This window comes from Aquimarina spongiae (assembly GCF_900141785.1).
In the GTDB taxonomy this organism is placed as follows: domain Bacteria; phylum Bacteroidota; class Bacteroidia; order Flavobacteriales; family Flavobacteriaceae; genus Aquimarina; species Aquimarina spongiae.
Window position 1 is genome coordinate 110250 of sequence record NZ_FQYP01000004.1, and the last position, 24430, is coordinate 134679.

Sequence of the window (24430 nt, forward strand, 5' to 3'; positions counted from 1 at the left end):
GCTATTTGGGATTTCTTAGTTCTACAGAATTAATAATACGTTGGGCCACATCTCTGGCATAACGATCTTCTATATCATACACCACTGTGATTTGCTGAAATCCTCCTTGTTCGGCAAAATTAAGCATCACATATTCATTCTTTTGAGTGGTTTGTTTTACTTGGTTGGTAATCTCAAAATTTCCAAAAACTTTTACTCCTTTTGCACCACCCAGGGTCTGGTATTCTTCATTTTTTACCGAAATATTTTTGGCTCCATTCCCTTCTAGATATCCTACACTACCTTCTACTGCTTTTTTAAGATCAACCTCTGTTTGTTGCTGATATGATAAGGTACTTACCACTACATAAAAATTACCAAGTATGCTTCCGTAGGCAAAGGTTTCGTTTCCTTTAAGGATTTGCTTTTGCTCCTCGGTCAATTGATACTCATTTCTGATCAATACTTTTGGGGTAGAGATTGTAACGGGTGGAGATCCATACGCACTAGATATCCATTGGCTTTCTGCCAGCTCCTTGGTTGGGTGCCCTAGTAACGAATCTTTTACCACATCATACCCTTTGATTAAGATAAAGGTAACAAGGGTAATCGCTACAACTCCTATTCCTGTCAAACTCCCCAGAATGATCTTCTTCTTCCTCTTTTTCTCTGCAATTGTCTTTCTGTATTCCTCATCCGCCAAAAGTTCTTCTTCGGTTGGCTCTGGAATTGCCTCTTTGGTTTCGGTAATCACTCGTTCGATCACATTTCGATCCGCTTTTGCCGTCCCAATATCTGGTTTTGATTTAGCGAATTTGGCCATATCGGCAGTTTTCAGAACGCTTTTTAGCTCTTCTATGGTTTGTTTGTCTAAATCTAGAGCTCCAGATTTAATTTCTTCGTCCAACTTGGCGATCAACTCGTCGGTAGTACTCTCCATAGCATGATCATACACCTCTTCGTCGATATATTTTCTTGCGGTGTCACTAAGTTGGGAATAATATTCTTTATGAGAATCTTCTTCGAGTAAATGAGATTCGTCTATTCTTCGCAACGCAAGCATAGCTCTTTCATAGGCTGGCAATTCTTCCTCTTTGGCCTGTTTCTTCTTTTTTCTTCGGAAGACAAAAAATGCAATTGCTCCCAGCAATACCAACGGAATCAAAATCCACCAAATGTATTTTTTCAAATTAAAAAAAGAAGCATCAACCTCGACCAGAGGTTTGATCTCATACATTTTTTGTTTGGTGGTATCTACCAAAACATCTCGCACCTCTACCTTTAATGAATCGGTAAAAAATACTTGATCCCCAACCATCACTTTTTGTCGAGGTATGGTATATTGTCCCGAATCAAACTGTGTCAGTGCATACTCCTTAATAAGACTGTATCGGTTATCATTTCTAGCCGTATCGATGGTATACGAATCGATAACCTCTAGTGGCATGAATGTTTGCCCTTCTGGAAAAACTACAATCTGTGTAGAATCTGCTTGCACTTCCATCTTATATCGAATTTCTTCCCCGATTTTGATAGAAGTGGAATCAATAGTTCCCTTTACCTGCGCATAACCTGCGGTAGTCAATAAAGAAAAAACTACCCACAGAAAGAACGGAACTACTTTTAGGTTTTGTTTTTTTGTATGTGGTAATCGATTATTCTTCATTAATAGTGCTACTATCCTCTTCTTTTAAAATATCCTAGTAATTTTTTTACATAACTTTCATCAATCCTGCTGCTTAGCGATCCCGCTCCACTTCGATTAAAGCTATCTTTGAAATAGTTGATCTGCTCATTATAGTACTTGCTATAATTCTGGCGTATTTTTTTAGAACCTGTATTGACCAAAAGCAACTCTCCGGTTTCTTCGTCTTCCATCTGCACCATCCCAAGATTAGGAATCTCTTCTTCGTACCGATCATAAACTCGTATTCCGGTTACATCGTGTTTTCCTGAAACAATTTTGAGCGTTTGCTGATATTCGTCCGCAACAAAATCAGACAGTATAAAAACGATGGCTTTCTTTTTCATTACATTCGAAAGAAACTTCAGTGCCTCGGTAATATTGGTCTTTTTGCTTTTAGGTTCAAACTCCAAAAGCTCTCTAATGATCCGTAAAACATGAGACCTTCCCTTTTTTGGTGGAATAAACAGTTCGATCTCGTCGGTAAACAAAATTAATCCTATTTTGTCGTTATTTTGCGTAGCCGAAAACGCCAAAGTAGCCGCTATTTCGGTAATGATTTCTTTTTTAAATTGTTGTTGAGTACCAAATAACTGAGATCCCGAAACGTCTACCATCAACATCATGGTAAGTTCTCGCTCTTCTTCAAAAACCTTTACATAAGGTTCATTATAACGCGCGGTAACATTCCAATCTATATTACGCACGTCATCTCCAAACTGATATTGTCGCACTTCACTAAAGGTCATACCTCTTCCCTTGAAGGTAGAATGATATTCTCCTCCAAAGATGTGATCACTTAACCGACGTGTTTTGATCTCAATTTTTCGAACTTTCTTTAGTAACTCCTTAGTATCCATTGCATTTCTTTACGATTCTGATTTTTTGACGAATGATTGAATTAAGTATCTGTGTAATCATTCTTCGAAAACCTAAAAACCCTATGGTACTTCGATCTCGTTAACGATCTTATTGATAATATCTTCAGAAGTTACATTTTCGGCTTCAGCTTCGTACGTAATTCCGATACGATGACGCAATACATCATGTATTACTGCTCGTACATCTTCTGGAATTACATATCCTCTTCTTTTGATAAAAGCATAGCATTTTGCTGCTGTTGCCAGATTGATACTACCACGAGGAGAAGCTCCGAAGTTAATCAATGGTTTTAAATCTTCTAAACCGTATTTTTCTGGATAACGAGTAGCAAAAATGATATCCAGAATATATTTTTCAATCTTCTCATCCATGTATACTTCTCTCACTGCTTTTTGAGCATTCAGAATTTGCTCTAGAGAGACTACCGGATTTACTTTTTCAAAAGATCCTTTCAGGTTGGCACGAATGATTAACTGCTCCTCATCCAGTTTTGGATAATCGATCACGGTTTTCAGCATAAAACGGTCTACCTGTGCTTCTGGTAGTGGATACGTTCCTTCTTGCTCTACCGGGTTTTGCGTAGCCATTACCAAAAATGGTTTGTCTAGAATAAAAGTCTCATCACCAATGGTTACTTGCTTTTCCTGCATGGCCTCTAGCAATGCACTTTGTACCTTTGCAGGAGCACGGTTGATCTCATCTGCTAATACGAAGTTGGCAAAAATAGGTCCTTTTTTGATAGAGAAATCGTTCTCTTTTATGTTATATATCAAGGTTCCTACTACATCGGCAGGAAGTAAGTCTGGCGTAAACTGAATACGACTGAAACTACCATGAACCGCTCTCGACAAGGTATTAATCGCCAAGGTCTTTGCCAATCCCGGCACTCCTTCTAACAGAATATGCCCTTGACCCAATAATCCGATCAACAATCGTTCTACCATGTGCTTTTGACCCACAATCACCTTGTTCATCTCCAAGGTCAATAAATCCACAAACGCAGATTCCTTTTCTATTTTTTGGTTGATTGAAGCTATATCAATAGAATTGTTCTCTTCCATCTATTTTTAATTTTAAAAGCGTGAATTTAACATTACTAATTCAACATTGCAAATTGTTAAAATAATTTTCGACACCCTGTTAATTCTAGGTTAAATATATCCTATATAACTAAGCAAAAGCCCAAATTTTACAGTATATTTAACGCTCGTTTCAGAAAAAACAGGACATACTGATTCACATCGTTTCTACGATGAGTATTTCAAAGACGAAACCTAGATATAGATGTTGCATTTCAAGCAGCCAACATGATCAAAAGCTTTTCTTTTTTGTCTGTGCTGTAGCTATATTTTATTTTTTGGCTACAACAAACGATTTTAAAGAAAATATATACTCCCAATATGTTGCTATATCTAATGGTTGGTATGACCATTTTTAGTAATCAGAATTTCTAAAATAAAAAGAATAAGTATTCACCTATGAAAACAGCCTTAATTACAGGTGCTACCAGTGGCATCGGAAAATCTACTGCCATTGCATTTGCCAAATTACACTACAAATTAATTCTATGCGGAAGAAGAGCAGACCGGCTTGATCAACTACAACAGGAATTAGGAGAACACACCCAAGTACACACCTTGTCTTTTGATGTAAGAGATAAGCAAGCTGTATTTGATGGTATAGAAAGTCTTCCTTCTGATTTTGGCACTATCGATATCTTGATCAATAACGCAGGTAACGCTCATGGACTGGACCCTATACAAACCGGAAATCTAGAGGATTGGGATGCTATGATGGATATTAATGTAAAAGGGTTGTTGTATGTATCAAAAGCGATCATCCCAAAGATGGTTAATCAAAAATCGGGTCATATCATCAACATAGGTTCTATTGCCGCCAAAGAGGTATACCCCAATGGTAATGTCTATTGTGCCAGTAAGCATGCAGTAGATGCTGTAAACAAAGCCATGCTTATTGATCTTAATCAGTATGGCATAAAGGTGGGAGCTGTGCATCCTGGTTTGGTAGAAACCGAATTCAGCAATGTACGATTTAAAGGAGATGATGATCGAGCAGATAATGTGTACAAAGGTTTTGACCCACTTACCCCTGATGACATTGCGGATATCATTGCTTTTGTTGTTACCAGACCTTATCACGTCAATATTTCAGACTTGATCGTGTTGCCTACAGCCCAGGCTACAAGTACTATGGTTAACAAAAGTTTATGATTTCTTTATTTTCACATCATTGTCCGCCGAATAAAAATAGCTAAGTTTATATTGGGAAAAATGTCGATTGCAATTTGTAAAAGGAATGATTAATAAACGCCTACTTATCAAGAACCTACTCGCTCATAATGACGAAAATAGTTTTTATGACAAAAAGAGGAAGCTTAATATTGGCGAAAAGGAGGGTAAAGCCAAGTTTTTGAAACATATCTGTGCTTTATCCAATTCTAATCCCGAAAACAACTCTTATATCGTGATTGGTGTTGAAGATGAAGATAATGAGATCGTTGGTGTAGATTTTTTTGACGATAGCAAAATCCAAAATCTGGTTAATGCGTATCTTGAAAATCCGCCTTTGGTAGCTTACGAAAATATCCCGTTCCCGCATTTGCCTGGAGACAAAGTAGTTGGACTGGTATCCATCCGATCACAGTCCAATAAAATATGTGCACTACGCAAGAACATCTGGAAATATTATGGAGGAACGGTCTTTTTCAGAGATGGTAGTATTAGCATGCCCAAAGTTTTTGATATCGAAATTAAAGATGTCAATTCTGAAATTGTAAGCGCTATCGAAAGCCATGCACAAAACAATATCGAACTTACTCTGGACGGTGTTTTTGATTTTATGAATTCCAGAAAAGATTACAACCCCACTTACAAGGTCTTTAAAGAGTATTTTGTGGTTTGCTGGGCTGGCAAAGAAAAAAGACAAAATGGAGACGCTTATTACTCGAGAGTCGATATTGCATTGATTAATGAACAGGTTAAGCTGTTTTATTCAGAACTTGATGAAGTTAGTATATCCTTATCCGAAGATCAGTTTAAAATTGTAGAATATGTACAACTTGGATTGCAAGAGACTTACAAATATTATCCGCTTGAAGAAGTCGTCATCACTTTCAAGGACAATGTGAGTTATGATATTGAAAGTAAACTACTTTTTGACCCCCCACAGTTTGATCGAAAAACTTTATATCACCTGTACAACAGTAATAATGCACTAATTGATAAGTTAAAAAACAAAATTCCTTTATCAAAAAACGAAGAGAATGATTTGTTAAACCTCCCTGCAACTTATCTGATCTGTTATTTTAATGATTTTAAAGAAGCAAAAGAAAAACTTGAAGACGCCAAACCCCATCTAAAAACGTACAACGGTAAAGTATACTCCCTTTACAAAGAAAGCATAAGAATTTTAAGAAAAGTCAGATACAGTTAATACCTAGTAAAAAAACATGAGCAGAAATTTGGTAATAGGTGATATTCACGGCGCACTAAAAGCCTTGAAACAATTAATACAAAAAATAAATGTAACTCCCGATGATCATCTTATTTTCCTCGGAGATTATGTGGATGGTTGGAGCGAAAGTGCTGAGCTGATCTCCTTCTTAATGGAATTAAACACTACACATAATTGCACATTTCTAAGAGGAAATCACGACGAATTATGTTATACCTGGTTGACTCAAAACACCTATAATTCTGATTGGATTAAACATGGCGGTCAAGCTACCATGAATTCGTATGCCAAAAAGTCCAAAGAGGAAATTGAAACTCACTTGCATTTCTTTGAAGGATTAATTAATTATCATATTGATAATCGTAACCGATTGTTTTTGCATGCAGGTTTTACCAATTTGAATGGTCCACACCGAGAGTATTTTGAAAAATTGTTTTACTGGGATAGAACCCTTTGGGAAACAGCTCTTGGACTAGACGCTCAACTAGAAAAAACGGACTGTAGGTATCCTAAGAGATTATTGATTTTTGACGAAATATACATAGGACATACTCCTGTTACTCGAATCAATAAAACCGTACCTATTAACGCGGCATGCGTTTGGAATATGGATACAGGAGCAGCTTTCAAAGGCCCTCTAACTATCATGGATATAGACACCAAAGAATACTGGCAAAGTGATCCTGTACATCTACTTTACCCACAAGAAAGAGGAAGAAATTAAATAGAAAAGAGGACTTCGATAGTCCTCTTTCTTTTATCATATCCTTATATGCGTATTATTGTTGTTCCCGGGCAATCATTAGTGTGACATTTATCGGTATCTTTTGGACATACCCGAGGATTCTCAGTTTGTATTAAAATGGTTAAAATAGAGGTGCCCGCTCCCTTTATCGTATCCAATCGATCTAATTGAGCAACATTTAGCTTTTTAAGCTCTAATTTTTTTGCTTTTACTTTTTTCATGTCCTTGCCTTATAGTGGTTTACGTTGTCTACTCAAATGTATAATAAGAATAGCAAAACCAACTATTTAACATAGCCACATTACATGGATTTCATGAATTTCGATAAATTATTCAACATTTAAAGAGGTAAGTTTACGCATAAAATAAGAAGGTTTAATCCCAGTGCTCTTTTTAAAGGCCGCCGAAAATGATTCTGCGCTATTAAAACCCATTTCTTCAGCAATACCTTGTATCGTATAATTCTTGAGAGATGTATTTTCTTTTAATTGTTCTACACTATACTGCACCCTTAATTCATTAACGTAGTTGGTGAAACTCTTATTTTTATGATAATTAATAACCTTCGATAAATACTTCGTATTCGTATTAATTTCTTTTGCAAGAGAGGAAATACTAATATTCTTCTGAAGAAATTGAAGCTCCTCTTCAAACTGATCCAGTTTGCTAAGAATATCATTAACTACCTCGTCTGCGATCCCTATTTCATCATCTGCCAATTTTGTAGACGATTCTTCTCTTTTATTTCCCTGGGTGAGTAGTTCATTAAATTTTTGTTGGTACTTCTTTCTTTTTACAAATTGATAATAGGTAAAACCGGTAGCCATTAATGACAATAAAACCAGTATGATCACCCAAAAACTAAGGGTGCTTGCGTTCTCTTCTAGTTTAGTAATTACATCTTCTTTTTCTTTTAGTAATAAAGGGGTGTCAAACTCTTTGAACAACTTGGTAGAAACGGATGCTCTTTGACTTCCAATCACGCGGTCAAATTGAAGCAATCTATTGATATAGGTCAATTGCTTTTCTTGTTCTGAATTGGTCTTATACCATGCAATCAAAAACTCATATCCTTTTCTAGTTTCAGGAAGAATAATGTTATCCTTTTGAATTAGAGCATCCATATCCAAAAACTCCTTTTCTGCTCGAAGTGTGTCTTCCTTTTTAAGATAAAGCCGACCCAAATAAAAAGATCCCAGTACATAACTCTCATTATCTTTTATCTGTTCTTCTTTCAGTAATCGTATTCCTTTGTTTATGCTATCGTATGCACGGTCAAAATGCTCTTTAAAGAATAAATTAACTCCTTCATTTAGTACCAGCTTCCCATAAAAATGATGTTTAAGTTTTTTGCTTTTCAAGGACATCACAATCCCTTTATGATTATAGAAAGAAGCCGAATCTAGCAATTTGTTATATCGATAGGATTCTGCCATAGGAATTAATGACAACAAATAAGACATCGCATTTAATTCATCTCTATCACTCTCATATTCAAAATTCTCTTTAAACAAAGTAAGCGCTTCTTCATGCTTATCAATCTTGGTTTTTATGCAGGCGATGTTATGATTGGTACTTTGTATGTACTCGGTATTTTGTACTTGTTCTGACAATGCTAAGGCAAGAATATAATTATCTAAGGCACGTTGATAATCCCCTTTTGTAAAATAATACCCTCCCTTAAAAGAGTACGCCTTTATAGGATATCTATCATTATCTAATCTTTTGGTAATGGCAATAGCCAAATCCAGGAGTGCAATTTTTTCGGATTCCTCGGCCGCATAATAGGATAAAGAACTATAGGCTTCTGCCATTTTTATCGTATCCATATCGGCCATTGCTTTTTCGAGATATGTCGATAAATACAATTTGGATATAAGCGTATCCCCATTTGCATTTCTGTAGGCAGTGTACAACTCGTCGTAAGAGAGTTTCTGCAACGAATCCTTAGAAATCGACTCTTGCCCAACTGCAGTATATACCCCCAAAACAAAAACTGTGAATAGCCTAAACAGACTAATTAAACTAAAAAAACCATTTGTTTTTTTGGGTATTAAGACTATCATTTGCTTACGAAAAAGAAGTTGCAAGTGCTACAAATATAAGATTTTGAACCAATAACAGGTTTCATAAAAAATGTAACTACACCCCAAAAAAATGGCACTTCATTAAAAAGCAAATACTCCCCAAAATAAAAATAACGGAATTCATGAATTTCGACATTGATTTCATGAATTTCGATATAAGTCATTTGTTTTCAAATAAATACCACATCTATATTTGTCCACTTTCAGCTAACAAATTAATCTTTAAAATTAAAACAAATGAAAAAAGTATTTTATTTTTTACCAATCTTTGCACTTTTGGTTTTCACATCTTGTGAGAAGGAAGAAACAGATGAGATCATCAACCACGACCTTGAAACCAATCCTTTCAAAATTGAAACCATTGAAAACGATAATGGCAAAATTTTCACTTTAGTACCGGGGTTATACGGCCCAAATGAGACAGCTCCTTCAACTAAAGTAACTTATACTCTAATTTTACCTCCAAATTTTTCAAATCAAGCAGCGCAGGGCAATGGTACATATCATCTCGATCTTTATTATCAAGAATATGATTCAGCTATTGACGGGTATACGTGGACCAAAACCTTGTCAATCGATCGCCCCTCAAATGCAACAACACTTATTTTACCCGCTGCACATGATGGGCATAAAAGAAATAAATGGCTAATTGGTTATGGCCTATATAACACCGATATTGGCTCCTGGTCGAGATATAAAGAGATTGATATTAATCATTAATATTTTATCATCATGCTTAAAAACATTTTACATCTTGAAAACGTTGAAAAAATCGACCGGGACCAACAAAAACATATTACTGGTCAGGGGTTTGCTCTCCATCTTCCTATAGGAATCGCTTGTCGAAAAGGAGATCAAATTTGTTGCGGTAGTGGTCGTGGTAAATGTGGACTTGCTGGTGGTATATACAACGGTGGTCAATGCTTTTGTTTCAACTCCTAATTTTCATTTATTAGAGAGTGTTTGTCCTTAATTTACAAGCTTCGAAGATCTTATTTCTTTGAAGCTTGTTGTATTGATATCATCTCTATTGATCTAAAATTAATTTTTCTTCGACATTTCTATTTTGTAGATTTAGGACACGAATTCATAAAATAGACAATCCATGGGAATTTTTGACGAAATAAAGAAAAAACTCAGCCACGAATTTATTGATATCATTGAGTGGTTAGACCATACTGATGATACCATTGTTCATCGATTTGAGCGTTATCAAAATGAAATAAAAAACGGTGCTCAACTCATCGTAAGAGAAGGGCAAACTGCTGTATTTATTAATGAAGGAAAACTTGCCGATGTATTTGCTCCCGGTACTTACACCCTAAACACACAAAATCTGCCTATCTTGGCAACTTTAAAAGGTTGGAAATACGGTTTTAATAGTCCTTTTAAAGCTGAAGTATATTTTGTAAACACTCATTTGTTTACCGACGAAAAATGGGGAACAAAAAATCCTATTACACTCAATGATGATCGTTTCGGGTTGGTAGAGATAAGGGCTTTTGGAACCTATGCGTTCAAAATTAACGATCCTGGTAAGTTTATTATCGATGTAGTAGGTACTGATGCCAACTTTACAAATTTTGAAATTAACGAGCATTTGAAAAGCTTGATATCTACTCGTTTTACAGATACTATTGGTGAAGCAAATTTGCCTATCGAATTATATGCTGCCAATACCACCGAACTTTCTGAAACCTGTCTGGAGGTGATGCAACCTGAATTTAATTCTGTTGGAATTTCATTAGAAAAATTCTTCATCGAAAATGTATCGATGCCAGAAGAATTGAAGAAGGAAATTTTTGAATACAGTCGAATTGATAAGTTGGATTTGGACAAGTTGACCAAATTCAAAACCGCCAAAGCTATCGAAGCTGCAGCAGCTAATGAAGGTGGCACAGCAGGCGCAGGAATGGGAATGGGAATGGGATTTGTTCTAGCCCAGCAAATGGGAGGTATGATGAATCCAATGGCCGGACAACAACAAGCCCAGGTACAACCCACCTCTCCTACAGCTCCTCCCCCAATGCCCGTACAAGTACAGTATTTTTACGCTCATAATGGACAACAGGCAGGCCCTGTTTCATTTGATCAATTAAAAGCTCTATTTGCTAACAGAACAGTAAATAAAGATTCTTTGGTTTGGAAACAAGGAATGGCCAATTGGACTGCCCTAAAAGATGTTGAAGAGTTAAAGTCATTTTTGGGAGGTAGTACACCACCACCACTACCTGGGAACTAATAAGATATATAATATAGAAATCATCAAACCCGATCATTGCACTATTGGATAATGATCGGGATATCGGATTTATGGAAGAAGAAAAAAGAGCTGTTTCAGAACAAAAAAAGTCCTGTTCCAATTGTGGAGCAGAACTTAAATACAAGCCCGGCACCACCTCTATTACTTGTGAGTACTGCGGAAATGTAGAGGAAATCGTTCAAGATTCTAATGGATTTCAAGAGTTGGAACTCAAACCCTATCTAAATGAGATGGGCTCACAATCACATTCGGAAAAGATTGTGATGTTGCAATGCAAAAACTGTGGGGCGAATCAACATGTTGAAGAAAACTATAAGTCTTTACATTGTGTGTATTGCACCACACCACTAATCATTGAAGATGCATATAAAGAAGATTGGATTTTACCAGGTGCGGTACTTCCGTTTCAATTCGACCAAAAAAAATCGCATCAAATATTTTCTAAGTGGGTAAAAGGATTGTGGTTTGCCCCCAGCAAACTCAAAAAAGCGGCATTAGACCCGCAAAACACTAAAGGATTATATTTACCCTATTGGACTTTTGACGCTCAGTTATTTGCCAATTACTCTGGGCAAAGAGGAGATTATTATTATGTTACTGTGCCATACACTGCAACAGTAAATGGAAAACGAGTACAAAGAACTCGACAGGAACGAAGAACCAGATGGACGCCAGTAAGAGGTTCTATCAATGGGTTTGTAGATGATACGCTTATCGAAGCTTCTCATCAGCATAAAAACCCAATACCTCCTAAGATTTCCAATTGGAATTTAGAGGCTTTAGAAAGCTTCAATACAAGTTATTTGGCTGGCTTTGTAACCGAAAAATATACGATTCCCTTAAAGGATGGTCATCTTGCATCTACCCGAGAAGCAGAGCGTATCGCAACCACTTGGGCGCGCAGAGATATAGGTGGGGATACTCAACGTGTCTCTTCGATCGATATGACACTCTCTGAAGAAACCTTCAAACATATTTTACTTCCTGTTTATATTAGCGCATACAGATTCAACAGTAAAACCTACAATTTTTATGTCAATGGACAAACCGGAGCTATCTCAGGAAAACGGCCTTACTCTTTCTGGAAAATTTTCTTTTTTGTGCTATTCATTATAATAGTAATCGGAATCATTATGATGTTATCTAATCAGTAATTATATATTATTAGGTTTTTGTTTGAAGACAGACTGTAGACGCATACAATGCTCAATAATCAAAACAAAAAAAGGAGTTGAATATTCAACTCCTTTTCTTCATTCTATATCTGAAACTAATTATTCTTTAACTAGTTTAAATGTTCCTATTATACCTCCAGAGAATTTTGCAAAATATAATCCAGGAGCAAAGTTTGAAGCATTCCAAACAAAAGTTCCTCTTAGATCAATATCAGAATTAACCTGTACCAATCTTCCTATACTATTGTAAATTCTCACTGTAGTTTTTTCTCCAGATTTTGACAACTCATCTCCAAAATTGAAAGCAAATTCACCTCGAGAAGGGTTAGGATAAACCCCTGCACTTGTAAAAGCCTCTATAGTTGCCAGTTCTGTTTCTGCTCCTTCGGTCTCATCACCATCTGAACCACTAACATCTCCAAAAATTTGGAATCTTTGATCGATTGGCACTCTACCAAAAGATGCTGCTGCACTTGTCCAGTCTACAGCACCTGTTCCAAAAAGATTTAATACATCTCTAAAGTGAGTTTGTTCTCCTACTACATTGTCTTGTGATAACCAGTTCCAAATGTTAGATCCGGCAAATGCAAGATTAACATATACTGATACCCAGTAATTACCACTTTCTAAAGTAACAATTTCTGGAAGAACTATGTTAAGGTTGGAGTCATTAGGTTCTGATATCGGAACAATCTCTCCACTATTATACACCTCGTCTCCAGGAAGTCCGGCATTATCCTGATAAATTACTACTGTTACATTGTTAAGTGCACCGGCTCCACCAAAACTTCCAAATGCTAGTACTCTATTTATATCCCAAGTATTACCAGCTGGTACTGTAAAATCATCTGCAGACTGCGCTAACCCACCAAAATCTAAGAAATTCTGTGAAGCTAAAGAGCTTACAGTAGCATTGGTTTGCTCATAAATAGAAGCCTCTGATACAGTAACGGTAAATCCTTCTGATACTTGTTCTTCTCCAGAAGTTGCAACCAAACCTATAGATGCTTTTCCTCGAGAATCGGCAGTGTAAGATAACGTTAATGTATTTCCAACCAATGTAGCCGTTACCAAATCAGGATTTGTATTAGTAAGCTCGATATTGATAGGCAATCCGCTAGACTGTACAAATAAACCTGTAATATCTATTTCTGTATCTTCGCTGTTTTCGAATACTCCAAAATCATCTAAAGAAAAAGCAGCACTTAGTGTTGATTCTGGTAATTCGTTGAAGATTGGAAAACGTGCACTAAACATCCCTCTACCACCAGAAGCAATGGCAATAAATCCGTCTTTTCTAGTTACTACCTCATCGGTAACAGCATTTCCAATTCTAACATTTTCTTTTCTCCAAACTGTATTTTCTCCATTAAGTCTGGTCGTATAATATAATCCTGTACTTGTCGCAGCAAATACTCTTTGTCTTCTAGATCCAAAAAATCCTTGACTACCTCCAAAAAATGCAGTACTTCGTACTGAAGGACCATTACCTGATCCGTCTGCATTTTCTTCTAGGTTACCACTAATATTGGTCCATGTCTCTCCTGCATCTTCAGTTATAAATACACTAGGAATACCATAGTTTGAGAACGTAAGAATAACACGGTCTGAATTAGAAGGATCTACATTGATATCATTAACAAAACCAGCGGGCAATCCTTTTCCTGTAATGATATCTACAGCTTCCTGACCATCTACATTAGAATTGTCCATTCTAAATACTTGCCCATTATTTGTACCATAATATAATCTATTGGCAACTGGAAATTTAGATAAATCCAATGCTGTAATTGTTGCTCCAGCAACAGTAGCAGTTTCCAAATTCACCCAATTTACTGTAGTTGGTGCATTAAAAAACTCTGGGATATCATCTAAGTCATTATTCCTCCATATTGTATTTCCAACAGGCATATACATCACGTTATCATTTAGAGGATCTAAAATAAAAGGATTGATAAACGAAAATCCGGTTGCACCTGCAGGTGCTACTCTGCTAAAAGAAACTCTATTTCCGTCTTCATCAAGATTAAGACGACGAACACCTCCATTTTGAGAAGATACGTAAAAAGTTCTGCCGTTGTCGGCAATCGCGCTATAGGCTCCATCTGCTCCTAATTGCTCTAACCATGGGTCTGATGGATTAGTCGAGTTGGTAAACCAAGTACCATTATCCTGAAATCCAGCAATAAGGTTTTCATTCTCGCTTTCCGGATCGAAAGCCACATGGTACGGGTGTGTAGTTACGTAATCATTGTTTAATGATTCCCATGTTACTTGTTCTGCATCACCGTTAACTACTGTGATATCTTCTGTTAAAGACAGTCCACCATCATGACCTGCAATGGCTCTATTAGGGTTTGATGGGAAAAATACTAAGGCATGCTGATCTGCATGTTGATTGGTATACGATGCTCCTCTACCAACAGTATTCAATAAAACATCTAATTCACCAGGTCCGTTTCCTCCTATCCAGGTTTCTGCTCCTGCTGGAGTTGTAAATCCTGTAGTCGATCTGTATAAACACGTACCTCCTACAAATACAATATTAGATTGCGTAGGGTGCACTTGGCATACCATATTATAACCTCCTTGAAGTTCCAGATCACCAAGACCAAAATTAATAGGAATTGTAAATGGTAAATTTGCAGTAAGATCCACCCAAGCTTCTTCTAGCGTAGGAGCCGACGCATCATATCTGAATAAAACAGCTTGATTAGCTGGATTTCTGTCTTGCGTAAAGAAATAAACCGTACTCTCATTAGAGTGGTCTATTCCGATTTTACTTCTTCCGTAAGCAGGAATGAAATTTGGAGGTGTGATGTTTGTCCATGTCTCTCCATTATCATTAGATGTCAAAAACCCAGTATTAGGAGCACCATTAGATGATGTTGAAGCATAAATAATACCTGTTGGGCTAATGCTCATTTCTGCGAAACTATCAAATCCAGTTTCCAGTACTTCCTCAAAAGAATTTCCTCCATCTTGAGATCTGAAAATCCCATTAAAAGTGGCAACAAATAAATCTCCATTCGTTGGGTTCATTACCAAATCATTGATAAGATCAAAAGGAGACTCAAAAGTACCTACATTTTCGTTAAGGGTAGCTCTTAATTGCTCCCAGGTACGTCCTCCATCTTGAGATTTGAAAATTCCGTTCCCTTGGAAGAAAGCACCTCCCGCGCTAATACCACTTCCTCTACGCTCTCCTCCGGCGTAATACCAGGTAAAACCTCTACCTGGGCGAGGGTCTTGCACAATTGCAGTAACACTTGGGTTTTGAAAAGATCTTGTTACTTTTCTCCAAGTATTACCTCCATTTTGGGATCTCCAAACACCTCCAGAAACTCCTCCTGCCAGGATTACATTTTCGTTATTGCGATCGATAGCAACCGCTCTGGTTCTACCCCCCACATTACCAGGACCTCTGTTTTTCCAGAATGAAAAACGTCCTCTTTTTGCAGATTTTGCAGATTGCTGAAGGGATTTTTGAGAATCATCTCCAATAGCAATTTTACTTGAAAATTCAATTTCCGCATTTCGAATTCCTGCAGGAATTACTCCGGTATTTGGATCCTTTTGTCGCTCAGTCTCCCATTTAAATCGCTCCATCGCATCATCCATTTTAAGCTGGATATTACGGTAATCTAGCGAACCTGCATCACTACTAAAAACCTTTTGGTTTTTTAGTGTTGGTTTGGCCTGAGTTTTGAGAGTTGGTTGTTGGGCATAGGTGATTGTCGTAGCTCCCAACATGGCTACAGCCCAAACAGAGTGTTTGAGCGAGAATAGCAATTTTTTCATTTTATTAAACTGATTTGTGAGTAAGCGTCAAATCTAACTTAATTTTTTCATAATTTTTCTTAAACTTTAAGAAAAATTGTGCTATCCGTTTATTTTTTTGTGAAAGCCTTTTGTCAAAGGGAAGAATCAAACCTTAAGGCACTCCACTTCATTGCTTTTTACTTCCGTAACTCACAATTTCATAGGTTGTTTGATTAAAATCCTGACATAAAGTCTCTATAACCACCATAGATAGTTGTTTGTCCTTGGTCAAATCTTGCTGTATCACATCCCTGCTCAGCGTTTTATTTACAAAACCTAATTCGATCTCCTGCCCTATGGACAAAACGTTTACTATGGCTTGCCCTGACCCATTAATAGCGTCAATTTTAATCTTGACCACATCTTTGTAATTTCTACTACAAATGGTCTTTTCTTCTCCCACCGTCATAACAGTCGCTACAATATGTACAGTGCTTGGATCGATTCGATCATAAACTACATCATCAAACTTTGGTTTTTCCACTACAGCCGGTTTTGTTTTTTTGGTTGGTTCTTGTTCTTGTGCAACGGTGTTAGTCTTGCAAGATACAAGTGCAATCACTACCAAAATATATACTATCCTTTTCATGTTTGGTAAAATAAAAAAAGGAGCTGAGAATATCAACTCCTTTTTGTTTTAATATGCTTAATTAACTTATCTTTTTACGAGTTTGAGCGTTCTATTCAAGCTACCTGAAACTTGCGCAAAATAGAAGCCTGATCCAAGGTTTGATGCATCCCAAGCAAATCTAGCATTCGGATCTAAATCACTTTGCTGATATACCAAGTTACCTGTGATATCAAAAATGTTTATGGAGATCTTACCATTTGCGTTAAGGCTCTTCAGGTTAAATGTAAAATCACCTTGTGACGGATTTGGCCAAACCAATGCATTAAACTTGCTTTCTAGTGTAGTTAATGGCTCGGGATCCTTGGTTTCTGATCCTACTGGTTCAGAAAGATCATTAAGGTCTCCAAAAATTTGGAAAATCTGATCTAATGAATCTGCACCGAATGCTGTTGAAGCTGGAGTCCAATCAGTTGCTCCTGTTCCAAATAAATTCAGCTCGTCTCTAAAGTGTGTCTCTTGGCCAATACCTCCGGCCTGAGCTCCCCAGAACCATTGGGTATTATTTGGTGCAAATGCCAAATTAGCATATACCGTTAACCAATAATCTCCGCTTGTTAACTCAACTGGCTCAGGAAGTAAAATATTCATGTTTAAATCTGTAGGATCCGAAATCGGAGTAAGCTGACCACTATTGTATACCTCTGCACCAGGAATCCCTCCGTTATTTTCGTAGATAACTACAGTAGCATTATCCAAAATAGGAGAATTAAGTCCTCCTCCAAATGCCAGTATTCTCTCTACCGTCCAAGAAGCTTGTTCTGGCACGGTAAAATCATCTGAGGATTGTGCCAAGGCTCCAAAATCTAAAAAGTTTTGAGATGGATAATTTCTAACCTGACCTGCAATTTGTTCATAAATAGCAAATTCTAATACGTTTACAGTAAATCCTTCTGCCACTTGTTCTTCTCCAGAAGTAGCAATCAATCCAATAGTTGCCTGACCCAAGCTATCCGGTGCAAAAGAAAGATTAAGAACATCTCCCTCTTGGGTTACCGTTACTAATTCAGGATTTGAGTTGGTCAACTCAATATTAATCGGCGCTCCTGTAGAGCTTACAAAAAGATCGGCAACGTTTACCTGCACATCTTCGCTATTTTCTGGAAGACGTAAATCATCCAACAAATAAGCTACGCTTAATGTAGATTCTGGTTGCTCATTAAAGATTGGAAATCTCGCACTAAACAATCCATTTCCATGCACTGCCAAAGCGATAAACCCATCGTCACGAGTTACTACTTCGTCTGCCACAGCATTACCAATTGCAAAAGACTCTTTGATCCATCTTGTGTTTTCACCATTTAATCTATTTGTATAATATAGACCTGTACTGGTAGCGGCAAATACTCGTTGTAATCGAGATCCAAAAAATCCTTGACTACTTCCAAAGAATGCCGTACTCCTTACTGAAGGACCATTTCCTGATCCATCTGGATTTTCCTCTAAATTACCACTAATATTTGTCCAGGTATCTCCTCCATCTTCAGTAAGAAATATACTGATCACTCTATAGTTTGAAAAAGTAACAATTACACGATCAGCGTTGGAAGGATCCACATTAATGTCATTAACAAATCCTCCTTCTGGCAATCCTTTACCTTCAGAAACATTAATAACGGGCTGATTATCTAGGTTGGCATTGTCCATTCTAAAGATTTGCCCCGCATTAGTACCGTAATACAATCTATTTGCCACCGGGAATTTTGAAAGTCCTAAAGAACTTACTGTAGTTCCTACCGGAGTATCAGAATTTGTTAGGCCTACCCAATTTACTGAAGTATTTGCATTAATAAACAAAGGAATTTCATCTAAGTTGTTGTTTCTCCAAACACGATTACCCGCCGGTAAATACATGATTCTCTCATCATTAGGATCTAGATAAAATTGTGTTACAAAAGGAAACCCGGTTGCTCCTGCAGGAGTCACTCTTGCAAAGGATTCAAAAGCGCCTTCTTCATCAAAGTTAAATCTAAAAAGAGTTCCAAATTGAGCTGTTACGTATCTAGTCCTTCCTTCGTTGGCAATTGCTGAAAAACAACCATCTCCTCCAAAATCTTCTTCCCAGGGTGCAATACCATCGGTAGAGTTTGTAAACCAGGTACCGTTATCCTGAAATCCTGCTACCAAATCATCGCTATTACCACTTGGGTCAAAAGCCACATGATACGGCTGCGTAGTTAAATATCCATTACTTAGATCAGTCCATGCAACAGGCTCTGCTCCGGGATTTTCGGCAGTGATGTCTTCAGAAAGAGCAACTCCGCCATCATTTCCTGATAACACCCGATTCGGATTAGAAGGGAAAAATACTAAGGTATGTTGGTCAGGATGCTGATTCGTATATTGTGGAAAGCTGCCAGGATTTGTTGGGCTATATCCAGCAATCCAGCTTCCTATTGCTACCGGCGAAGTAAATCCATCTGTAGATCGATATAAGTTAGTACCACCAACAAACATTAAGTTTGAGTCTCCCGGGCTTATTTCCAAAACCATATTATATCCTCCTTGTAAGTTAAATGTTCCTCCTCCGGAACCGAAATTTACTGGAAGATTAGCACTTAGATCTGTCCACGCTTCTTCTGGAGAAGCTGCAGCAGCATCGTATTTCAATAAGAAGGCAGGACCTCCTGGACCAACGTTTTGAGCAAAGAAATACACGGCATTCTCATTAGCCGGATCTGCTTTCATAATTGTTCTTCCTATAGTTGCAGGAAGGAATTCTGGAGTAATACTTTCCCAAGTATCTCCACCGTCGGTTGAAGTAAAGAATCCTTCATTTGGAGCACTTCCCGAATCCAAGGTAGCATATAACTGTCCATTTGAAGTGGCTATTACCTCAGCCTTCACGTCGAATCCTCCAGATAGTACTTCTTCAAAAGTTCTACCATCATCTTGCGATCTTTGTACACCAGTAATAGTACCTGCATACAAATCTCCGTTGGTAGGATCAATCGCAATAGAGTTGATCAAATCCAATGGACCAAAAGCTCGAACATCACCATCGCTAGATGCTTCCAGCAATCTCCAGCTTCTTCCATTGTTTACAGATCTGTAAATACCGGTTCCCTGAAAGAATGCACCACTAGCTCCTGCAGAGTTTCCTAAGCGTTCACCAGTAGCATAATACCAGATTCTATGTTTTCCTGGTCTTGGATCTTGGATGATATCAGTAATACTTGGAGATTCTCTACGGCTGGAAACTCTGCTCCAGGTTTCACCACCGTTTGAAGAACGCCATAAACCACCAGATACACCACCTGCGAAAATGATGTTCTCGTTAGTACGATCAATTGCCAGTGCACGTGTTCTACCTCCTACATTGAAAGGACCTCGATTTTCCCAATACTGAAATCTTCTAAATTTACCAGAAGATTTTGCATTAACAGATTGCTTAAGCTCTGTACCTACAGGGATATTTTTGGAATAACTGATTTCTAAATCTCTTATTCCCAGAGGGATTTCGCCTGTGCTAGGATCATTGAGTCGACTTAACTCATAATTCATTCGATCAACCGCGCGATCACCTACCGTTTGGATCTTTGTTTCCTTGGCTCCGTGTTTACTATCGTAAACTTTGGATTGTTTGTAGAGCGCGTGACCCTTCACTAATTGATCTGCTTGTGTTTTCAGACCTTTAACTTGTTGAGCTTGTAAAGAAGCTACCATCCCGAATAGGGATAAAGCCCAAACGGAACGTTTGAGACAGAGTAAAAAAGTTTTCATTTTATTAAGCTGATTTGTGAGTAATTCTCAAATCTAACCTAAATTTTTGAGATTTTTTCTTAAAATTTTAGAAAAATTAACAGAATATTACTTTTTCTGCAAAACTACGCTCACTTTTTCGGTGATTACATGGCAAGCATCTTCTTCTACGATGGTAGGTTCAGCAGTAGTGCTATCATTATACCCTTCCTTTGTGGCTGTAATTATGTATGTACCAACACGTTCGTAGGCGCCAACAAAAGTTCCGGTTCCTTCGATATGGATCAATGTTTCGGTATATTGACCATCAACAACCACAACATTTACTCCTTCGGTAATAGGATCTCCATTTATTCCATCTGTTACGGTCACCTCTAGTCCAGGACGTAAGTCTTCTGTACAAAAAATAGGATCATCAGTGGAATCGTCATCATTACATCCAAAAAAAGCAACGGTCAACAGGATTACAAAAAGTTTTTTCATCTTAATTAATTATTGTCATTTCTACTATCGTTAATTAGATGTTACCCTGACTGAATGGTTGCGTTGTGTTGCAATTCCTGAAAGCCGTGACCAAAAAGCTTAGTTAATTATCATTCGTTTAAAAGTAACGATTTGATCATTAAAACACATCGCATAAACATATGTCCCCGAAGGTATAGAACTATACTGTATTTTGAGGGTATTGCCGCCTGATTTTAATTTTTCATACACCTTTATTTGTCTACCATTTAAATCAAAAATTTTGATGCTTGCACGTTGCTCATACCCTTTTGGAATGGTATAAGAAATTATAGAGGAAGTTGTAAACGGATTAGGGATATTTTGAGATAGTGCAAATCCTTTTGAAAAAAAACTCTGATCTTCATTTCTATTACTAGTATTTCCAGTTGTTAAATGAACTATTGCCGATAACTGTTCTTTCAGTTTTTCATTTTCTTTCTTCAATTCCTTAACTGCCTCAATAAGTACAGGAATCAGACCTTGATAGTTTATAGCCGTATGTTCCTTATTGTTTTTTACCAAAGCAGGGAACACATTTCGCAACTCATTGGCATCCAAAATATATTGCTTTTCCTGTCTGGCTTTTTGATTATCTCTTTCTACTGTGATTGTTTGTTCTATGCTATTAATCATTTGAAGCTTACCAATTGGATCTTTTAATGAACTAACATTATTTTTGGTTCGGAAAACACTACCGCCTTGATTACTTACCCAAACTCCTGTGGTATACGCATCTCCGTTTACATATAACCTGTAGCCAAAATTAGAAGTACTATTAATAGAAACATTACCAGTGCTGAAATCTCCATAGATCAAAGGTGTTCTGTTTACGTCACCGTCCTGGATTACTAACTTATTACTTACATCTCCTGTCCAGGTAGCTACATTCCCGATCATCACATTATGACTGCCCGTAAGAATGCCATTACCGGCGCCACTACCCAAGAACACATTATAACTTCCGGTTGTATTAAATGATCCAGTTCTGTAACCAATAAATGTATTTCTTTCTCCTGATTGATTTGCTAATCCCGTATAGGCACCTAAAAAAGTGTTGTAATTGGCCTGGTTATCAACTCCTGAAGCAGCGCCCAAAAAAGTATTCTCTTCACCAAATCTATTTTGTTCGCCGGCAGCATTACCAATAAATGTGTTAAGATTACCCCTAAAGTTCATGCTACCCGATCTATTCCCCAAAAATACATTTTCATTGCCATCGTAATTCTCTCTACCAGATTCATTACCGATAAATACATTAAAGAAAGCGTTACTACCAGAACCCGACCGGTGTCCTATAAAAACATTTTGAGCACCATTTGCATTATTCACTCCAGATGCTCTTCCGATAAAAACATTCTGTCTTCCACTAGTTGTAAATGCTCCACTTTGGAGTCCCAAAAATACGTTGTCATAGCCTATCGTATTCCTTGCTCCTGCTTCAAACCCTAAAAATGTATTAGCATTTGCAGTGACCACATTTCCTGCTTCATAACCGATAGAAGTATTACCAAAACCACTATTACCAGCATTATAACCAAGATTGGTATTGGCCCCATTGGCAACTATCTTATTTTTGGCTAACTGATCAGGCTCTTGTGCATGTAATTGAGAGATTACAAAAAATAAAACGATAAGTTTTTTCATTGTGTAAGGATTTATTAATCCCACAATATTAATTGTATCTCTTTTAATTTAAAAAAAGTAAAGGTCTCATTATCTTGAATTTATCGTTAATTTCTCTAGTAAGCGGATACTAAAAAAGCACCTCAATCAAATGAGATGCTTTTAACCATATATTTTATGTTCAATACTCTTTACAAATCAAACTTGATTCCCTGAGCCAATGGCAATTCGGTAGTATAATTGATGGTATTGGTTTGTCTTCGCATGTATACCTTCCAGGCATCTGATCCAGACTCTCGACCACCTCCGGTTTCTTTCTCGCCTCCAAAAGCTCCACCGATTTCGGCTCCAGAAGTTCCGATATTTACATTGGCGATTCCGCAATCTGATCCGGCATGCGATAAAAATCGTTCTGCCTCTCTTAAATTATTGGTCATAATAGCCGACGATAATCCCTGAGCCACTCCATTTTGAACTTCGATTGCATTTTCTATCTCTCCACTATACTTAAGTAGGTATAATACAGGAGCGAAAGTTTCGTGCTGTACAATTTCAAATGCATTATTAGCTTCGGCAATAGCAGGTTTTACATAACAACCACTTTCATAACCTTCTCCAGATAGCACTCCACCTTCAACTACGATCTTTCCTCCTTCTGCAACTACTTTTTCCAAAGCATTTTGATACCCTTTTACAGCATCAGTATCAATAAGAGGCCCAACATGATTGTTTTCATCAAGTGGATTTCCTATTCGTAATTGTCCATAGGCATCTACCAACGCGTTTTTAACCTGATCATATATAGAATCATGAATAATTAACCTACGGGTTGATGTACATCGTTGTCCGGCAGTTCCTACTGCTCCAAAAACAGCACCTATCACGGTCATTTTGATATCTGCATCTGGTGAAACGATAATCGCATTATTACCTCCAAGTTCGAGCAAGGATTTTCCTAAACGTTCACCAACTTTTGCCGCAACGATCTTACCCATTCTGGTTGATCCAGTAGCAGAAACAAGAGGCACTCGGCCATCGGTAGTCATCATCTCTCCCACTTTGTAATCTCCATTGATCAAGCAAGAAATACCTTCTGGCAAGTCATTTGCCTTTAATACTTTTGCGATAATATTTTGACAAGCTACTCCACATAGAGGTGTTTTTTCACTTGGTTTCCAAACACAAACATCTCCACATATCCATGCTAGTGCTGTGTTCCAAGACCATACTGCTACTGGGAAATTAAAAGCAGAAATAATCCCAACAATTCCAAGAGGATGGTACTGTTCGTACATTCTATGCCCCGGACGTTCTGAATGCATAGTCAAACCATGTAGCTGTCTAGAAAGACCAACTGCAAAATCACAGATATCGATCATCTCCTGTACTTCTCCTAATCCTTCCTGATAGGATTTTCCCATTTCGTAGGAAACCAATTTACCTAAAGGCTCTTTTAATTTACGAAGTTCTTCACCAAACTGTCTCACGATTTCTCCTCGTTGAGGAGCAGGCATCACTCTCCAAGTTTTGAAAGCTTCTTGTGCTTTTTGAATTACTTTTTCGTAGTCCTCTTTACTTGTCGTTTCTACCTTACCGATCAATTCTCCATCTACTGGAGAATAGGAAGAGATAGCATCTCCCGAAGAGAACCATTCTGTACCTGTTGAAGTTCCTTTATTATGATCCGAAACACCTAATTGTTGTAATGCTTCCTGAATCCCGAAATCCACGATTGCTGTTGCCATGTTATTTGTAACTTTTTGAAAGTATAAAGATAATGTGTTTTGCAGATATATTAAATTCTGATTGTTCTTAAAGTTGGTTTTAATAGATTTTGCAATAAAATAGCCTTCAAAAAATCA

17 protein-coding genes are annotated in these 24430 nt (G+C 37.4%); 6 read left to right on the forward strand and 11 right to left on the reverse strand.

The features are described from left to right. Window position 1: 1 nt before the first annotated feature. The 3 genes from BUE24_RS10250 to BUE24_RS10260 form a co-directional block, all read right to left on the reverse strand. Complete coding sequence (locus BUE24_RS10250) at window positions 2-1645, reverse strand: BatD family protein (RefSeq protein WP_073315929.1); 1644 nt, start codon at window positions 1643-1645, stop codon at window positions 2-4. 11 nt (window positions 1646-1656) lie between these two features. Further along, window positions 1657-2523 (reverse strand): DUF58 domain-containing protein, encoded by an 867-nt coding sequence (locus BUE24_RS10255; RefSeq protein WP_073315930.1) that lies wholly within the window; start codon window positions 2521-2523, stop codon window positions 1657-1659. Window positions 2524-2604: 81 nt separating this feature from the next. Then, entirely contained in the window at window positions 2605-3606 is a 1002-nt protein-coding gene (locus BUE24_RS10260; protein ID WP_073315931.1) for an AAA family ATPase, read from the reverse strand. A gap of 417 nt (window positions 3607-4023) precedes the next feature. Here BUE24_RS10260 and BUE24_RS10265 point away from each other — a divergent pair, with 417 nt between their 5' ends. The 3 genes from BUE24_RS10265 to BUE24_RS10275 all read left to right on the forward strand — a co-directional run bounded on the left by BUE24_RS10265 (window position 4024) and on the right by BUE24_RS10275 (window position 6743). After that, window positions 4024-4776 (forward strand): SDR family NAD(P)-dependent oxidoreductase, encoded by a 753-nt coding sequence (locus BUE24_RS10265; RefSeq protein WP_073315932.1) that lies wholly within the window; start codon window positions 4024-4026, stop codon window positions 4774-4776. An 85-nt stretch (window positions 4777-4861) separates the two neighbouring features. Then, entirely contained in the window at window positions 4862-5998 is a 1137-nt protein-coding gene (locus BUE24_RS10270) for an ATP-binding protein (protein WP_073315933.1), read from the forward strand. 16 nt (window positions 5999-6014) lie between these two features. Next, window positions 6015-6743, forward strand: coding sequence for a metallophosphoesterase family protein (locus tag BUE24_RS10275; protein WP_073315934.1), 729 nt, complete (start codon window positions 6015-6017; stop codon window positions 6741-6743). A 44-nt stretch (window positions 6744-6787) separates the two neighbouring features. On the opposite strand, the gene BUE24_RS10280 is transcribed toward BUE24_RS10275, so the two are convergent. Together BUE24_RS10280 and BUE24_RS10285 are read right to left on the reverse strand one after the other, a co-directional pair. Next, window positions 6788-6985 (reverse strand): hypothetical protein, encoded by a 198-nt coding sequence (locus tag BUE24_RS10280; RefSeq protein ID WP_073315935.1) that lies wholly within the window; start codon window positions 6983-6985, stop codon window positions 6788-6790. A 108-nt stretch (window positions 6986-7093) separates the two neighbouring features. Further along, window positions 7094-8830 carry an AraC family transcriptional regulator gene (locus BUE24_RS10285; protein WP_073315936.1) on the reverse strand — a complete coding sequence of 579 codons (1737 nt, stop codon included), beginning with the start codon at window positions 8828-8830 and terminating at the stop codon, window positions 7094-7096. Between the two features lie 258 nt (window positions 8831-9088). On the opposite strand from BUE24_RS10285, the gene BUE24_RS10295 reads away from it, so the two are divergent. From BUE24_RS10295 to BUE24_RS10310, 3 genes are all read left to right on the forward strand, one after another. Further along, the gene (locus BUE24_RS10295) at window positions 9089-9571 is read left to right on the forward strand and encodes a hypothetical protein (RefSeq protein ID WP_073315938.1); all 483 of its coding nucleotides are present in this window, start codon (window positions 9089-9091) and stop codon (window positions 9569-9571) included. A gap of 385 nt (window positions 9572-9956) precedes the next feature. Beyond that, window positions 9957-11093, forward strand: coding sequence for an SPFH domain-containing protein (locus tag BUE24_RS10305; RefSeq protein ID WP_073315940.1), 1137 nt, complete (start codon window positions 9957-9959; stop codon window positions 11091-11093). Between the two features lie 71 nt (window positions 11094-11164). Further along, window positions 11165-12268, forward strand: coding sequence for a TFIIB-type zinc ribbon-containing protein (locus BUE24_RS10310; protein WP_073316198.1), 1104 nt, complete (start codon window positions 11165-11167; stop codon window positions 12266-12268). A 120-nt stretch (window positions 12269-12388) separates the two neighbouring features. On the opposite strand, the gene BUE24_RS10315 is transcribed toward BUE24_RS10310, so the two are convergent. From BUE24_RS10315 to amaB, 6 genes are all read right to left on the reverse strand, one after another. Further along, a complete protein-coding gene (locus BUE24_RS10315) occupies window positions 12389-16090 on the reverse strand; it encodes a T9SS type A sorting domain-containing protein (RefSeq protein ID WP_073315941.1) in 3702 nt (1233 codons plus the stop codon). A 148-nt stretch (window positions 16091-16238) separates the two neighbouring features. Beyond that, complete coding sequence (locus BUE24_RS10320) at window positions 16239-16700, reverse strand: hypothetical protein (RefSeq protein ID WP_073315942.1); 462 nt, start codon at window positions 16698-16700, stop codon at window positions 16239-16241. 66 nt (window positions 16701-16766) lie between these two features. Next, window positions 16767-20462: a T9SS type A sorting domain-containing protein gene (locus BUE24_RS10325; RefSeq protein WP_084549484.1), complete on the reverse strand. Its 3696-nt coding sequence runs from the start codon at window positions 20460-20462 to the stop codon at window positions 16767-16769. An 87-nt stretch (window positions 20463-20549) separates the two neighbouring features. After that, a complete protein-coding gene (locus BUE24_RS10330) occupies window positions 20550-20924 on the reverse strand; it encodes a hypothetical protein (RefSeq protein WP_073315944.1) in 375 nt (124 codons plus the stop codon). Between the two features lie 99 nt (window positions 20925-21023). Next, a complete protein-coding gene (locus BUE24_RS10335) occupies window positions 21024-22589 on the reverse strand; it encodes a T9SS type A sorting domain-containing protein (RefSeq protein ID WP_073315945.1) in 1566 nt (521 codons plus the stop codon). Window positions 22590-22759: 170 nt separating this feature from the next. Further along, window positions 22760-24313, reverse strand: a complete 1554-nt coding sequence (gene amaB, locus BUE24_RS10340; RefSeq protein ID WP_073315946.1) for an L-piperidine-6-carboxylate dehydrogenase — start codon at window positions 24311-24313, stop codon at window positions 22760-22762. Between the last annotated feature and the right edge of the window lie 117 nt (window positions 24314-24430).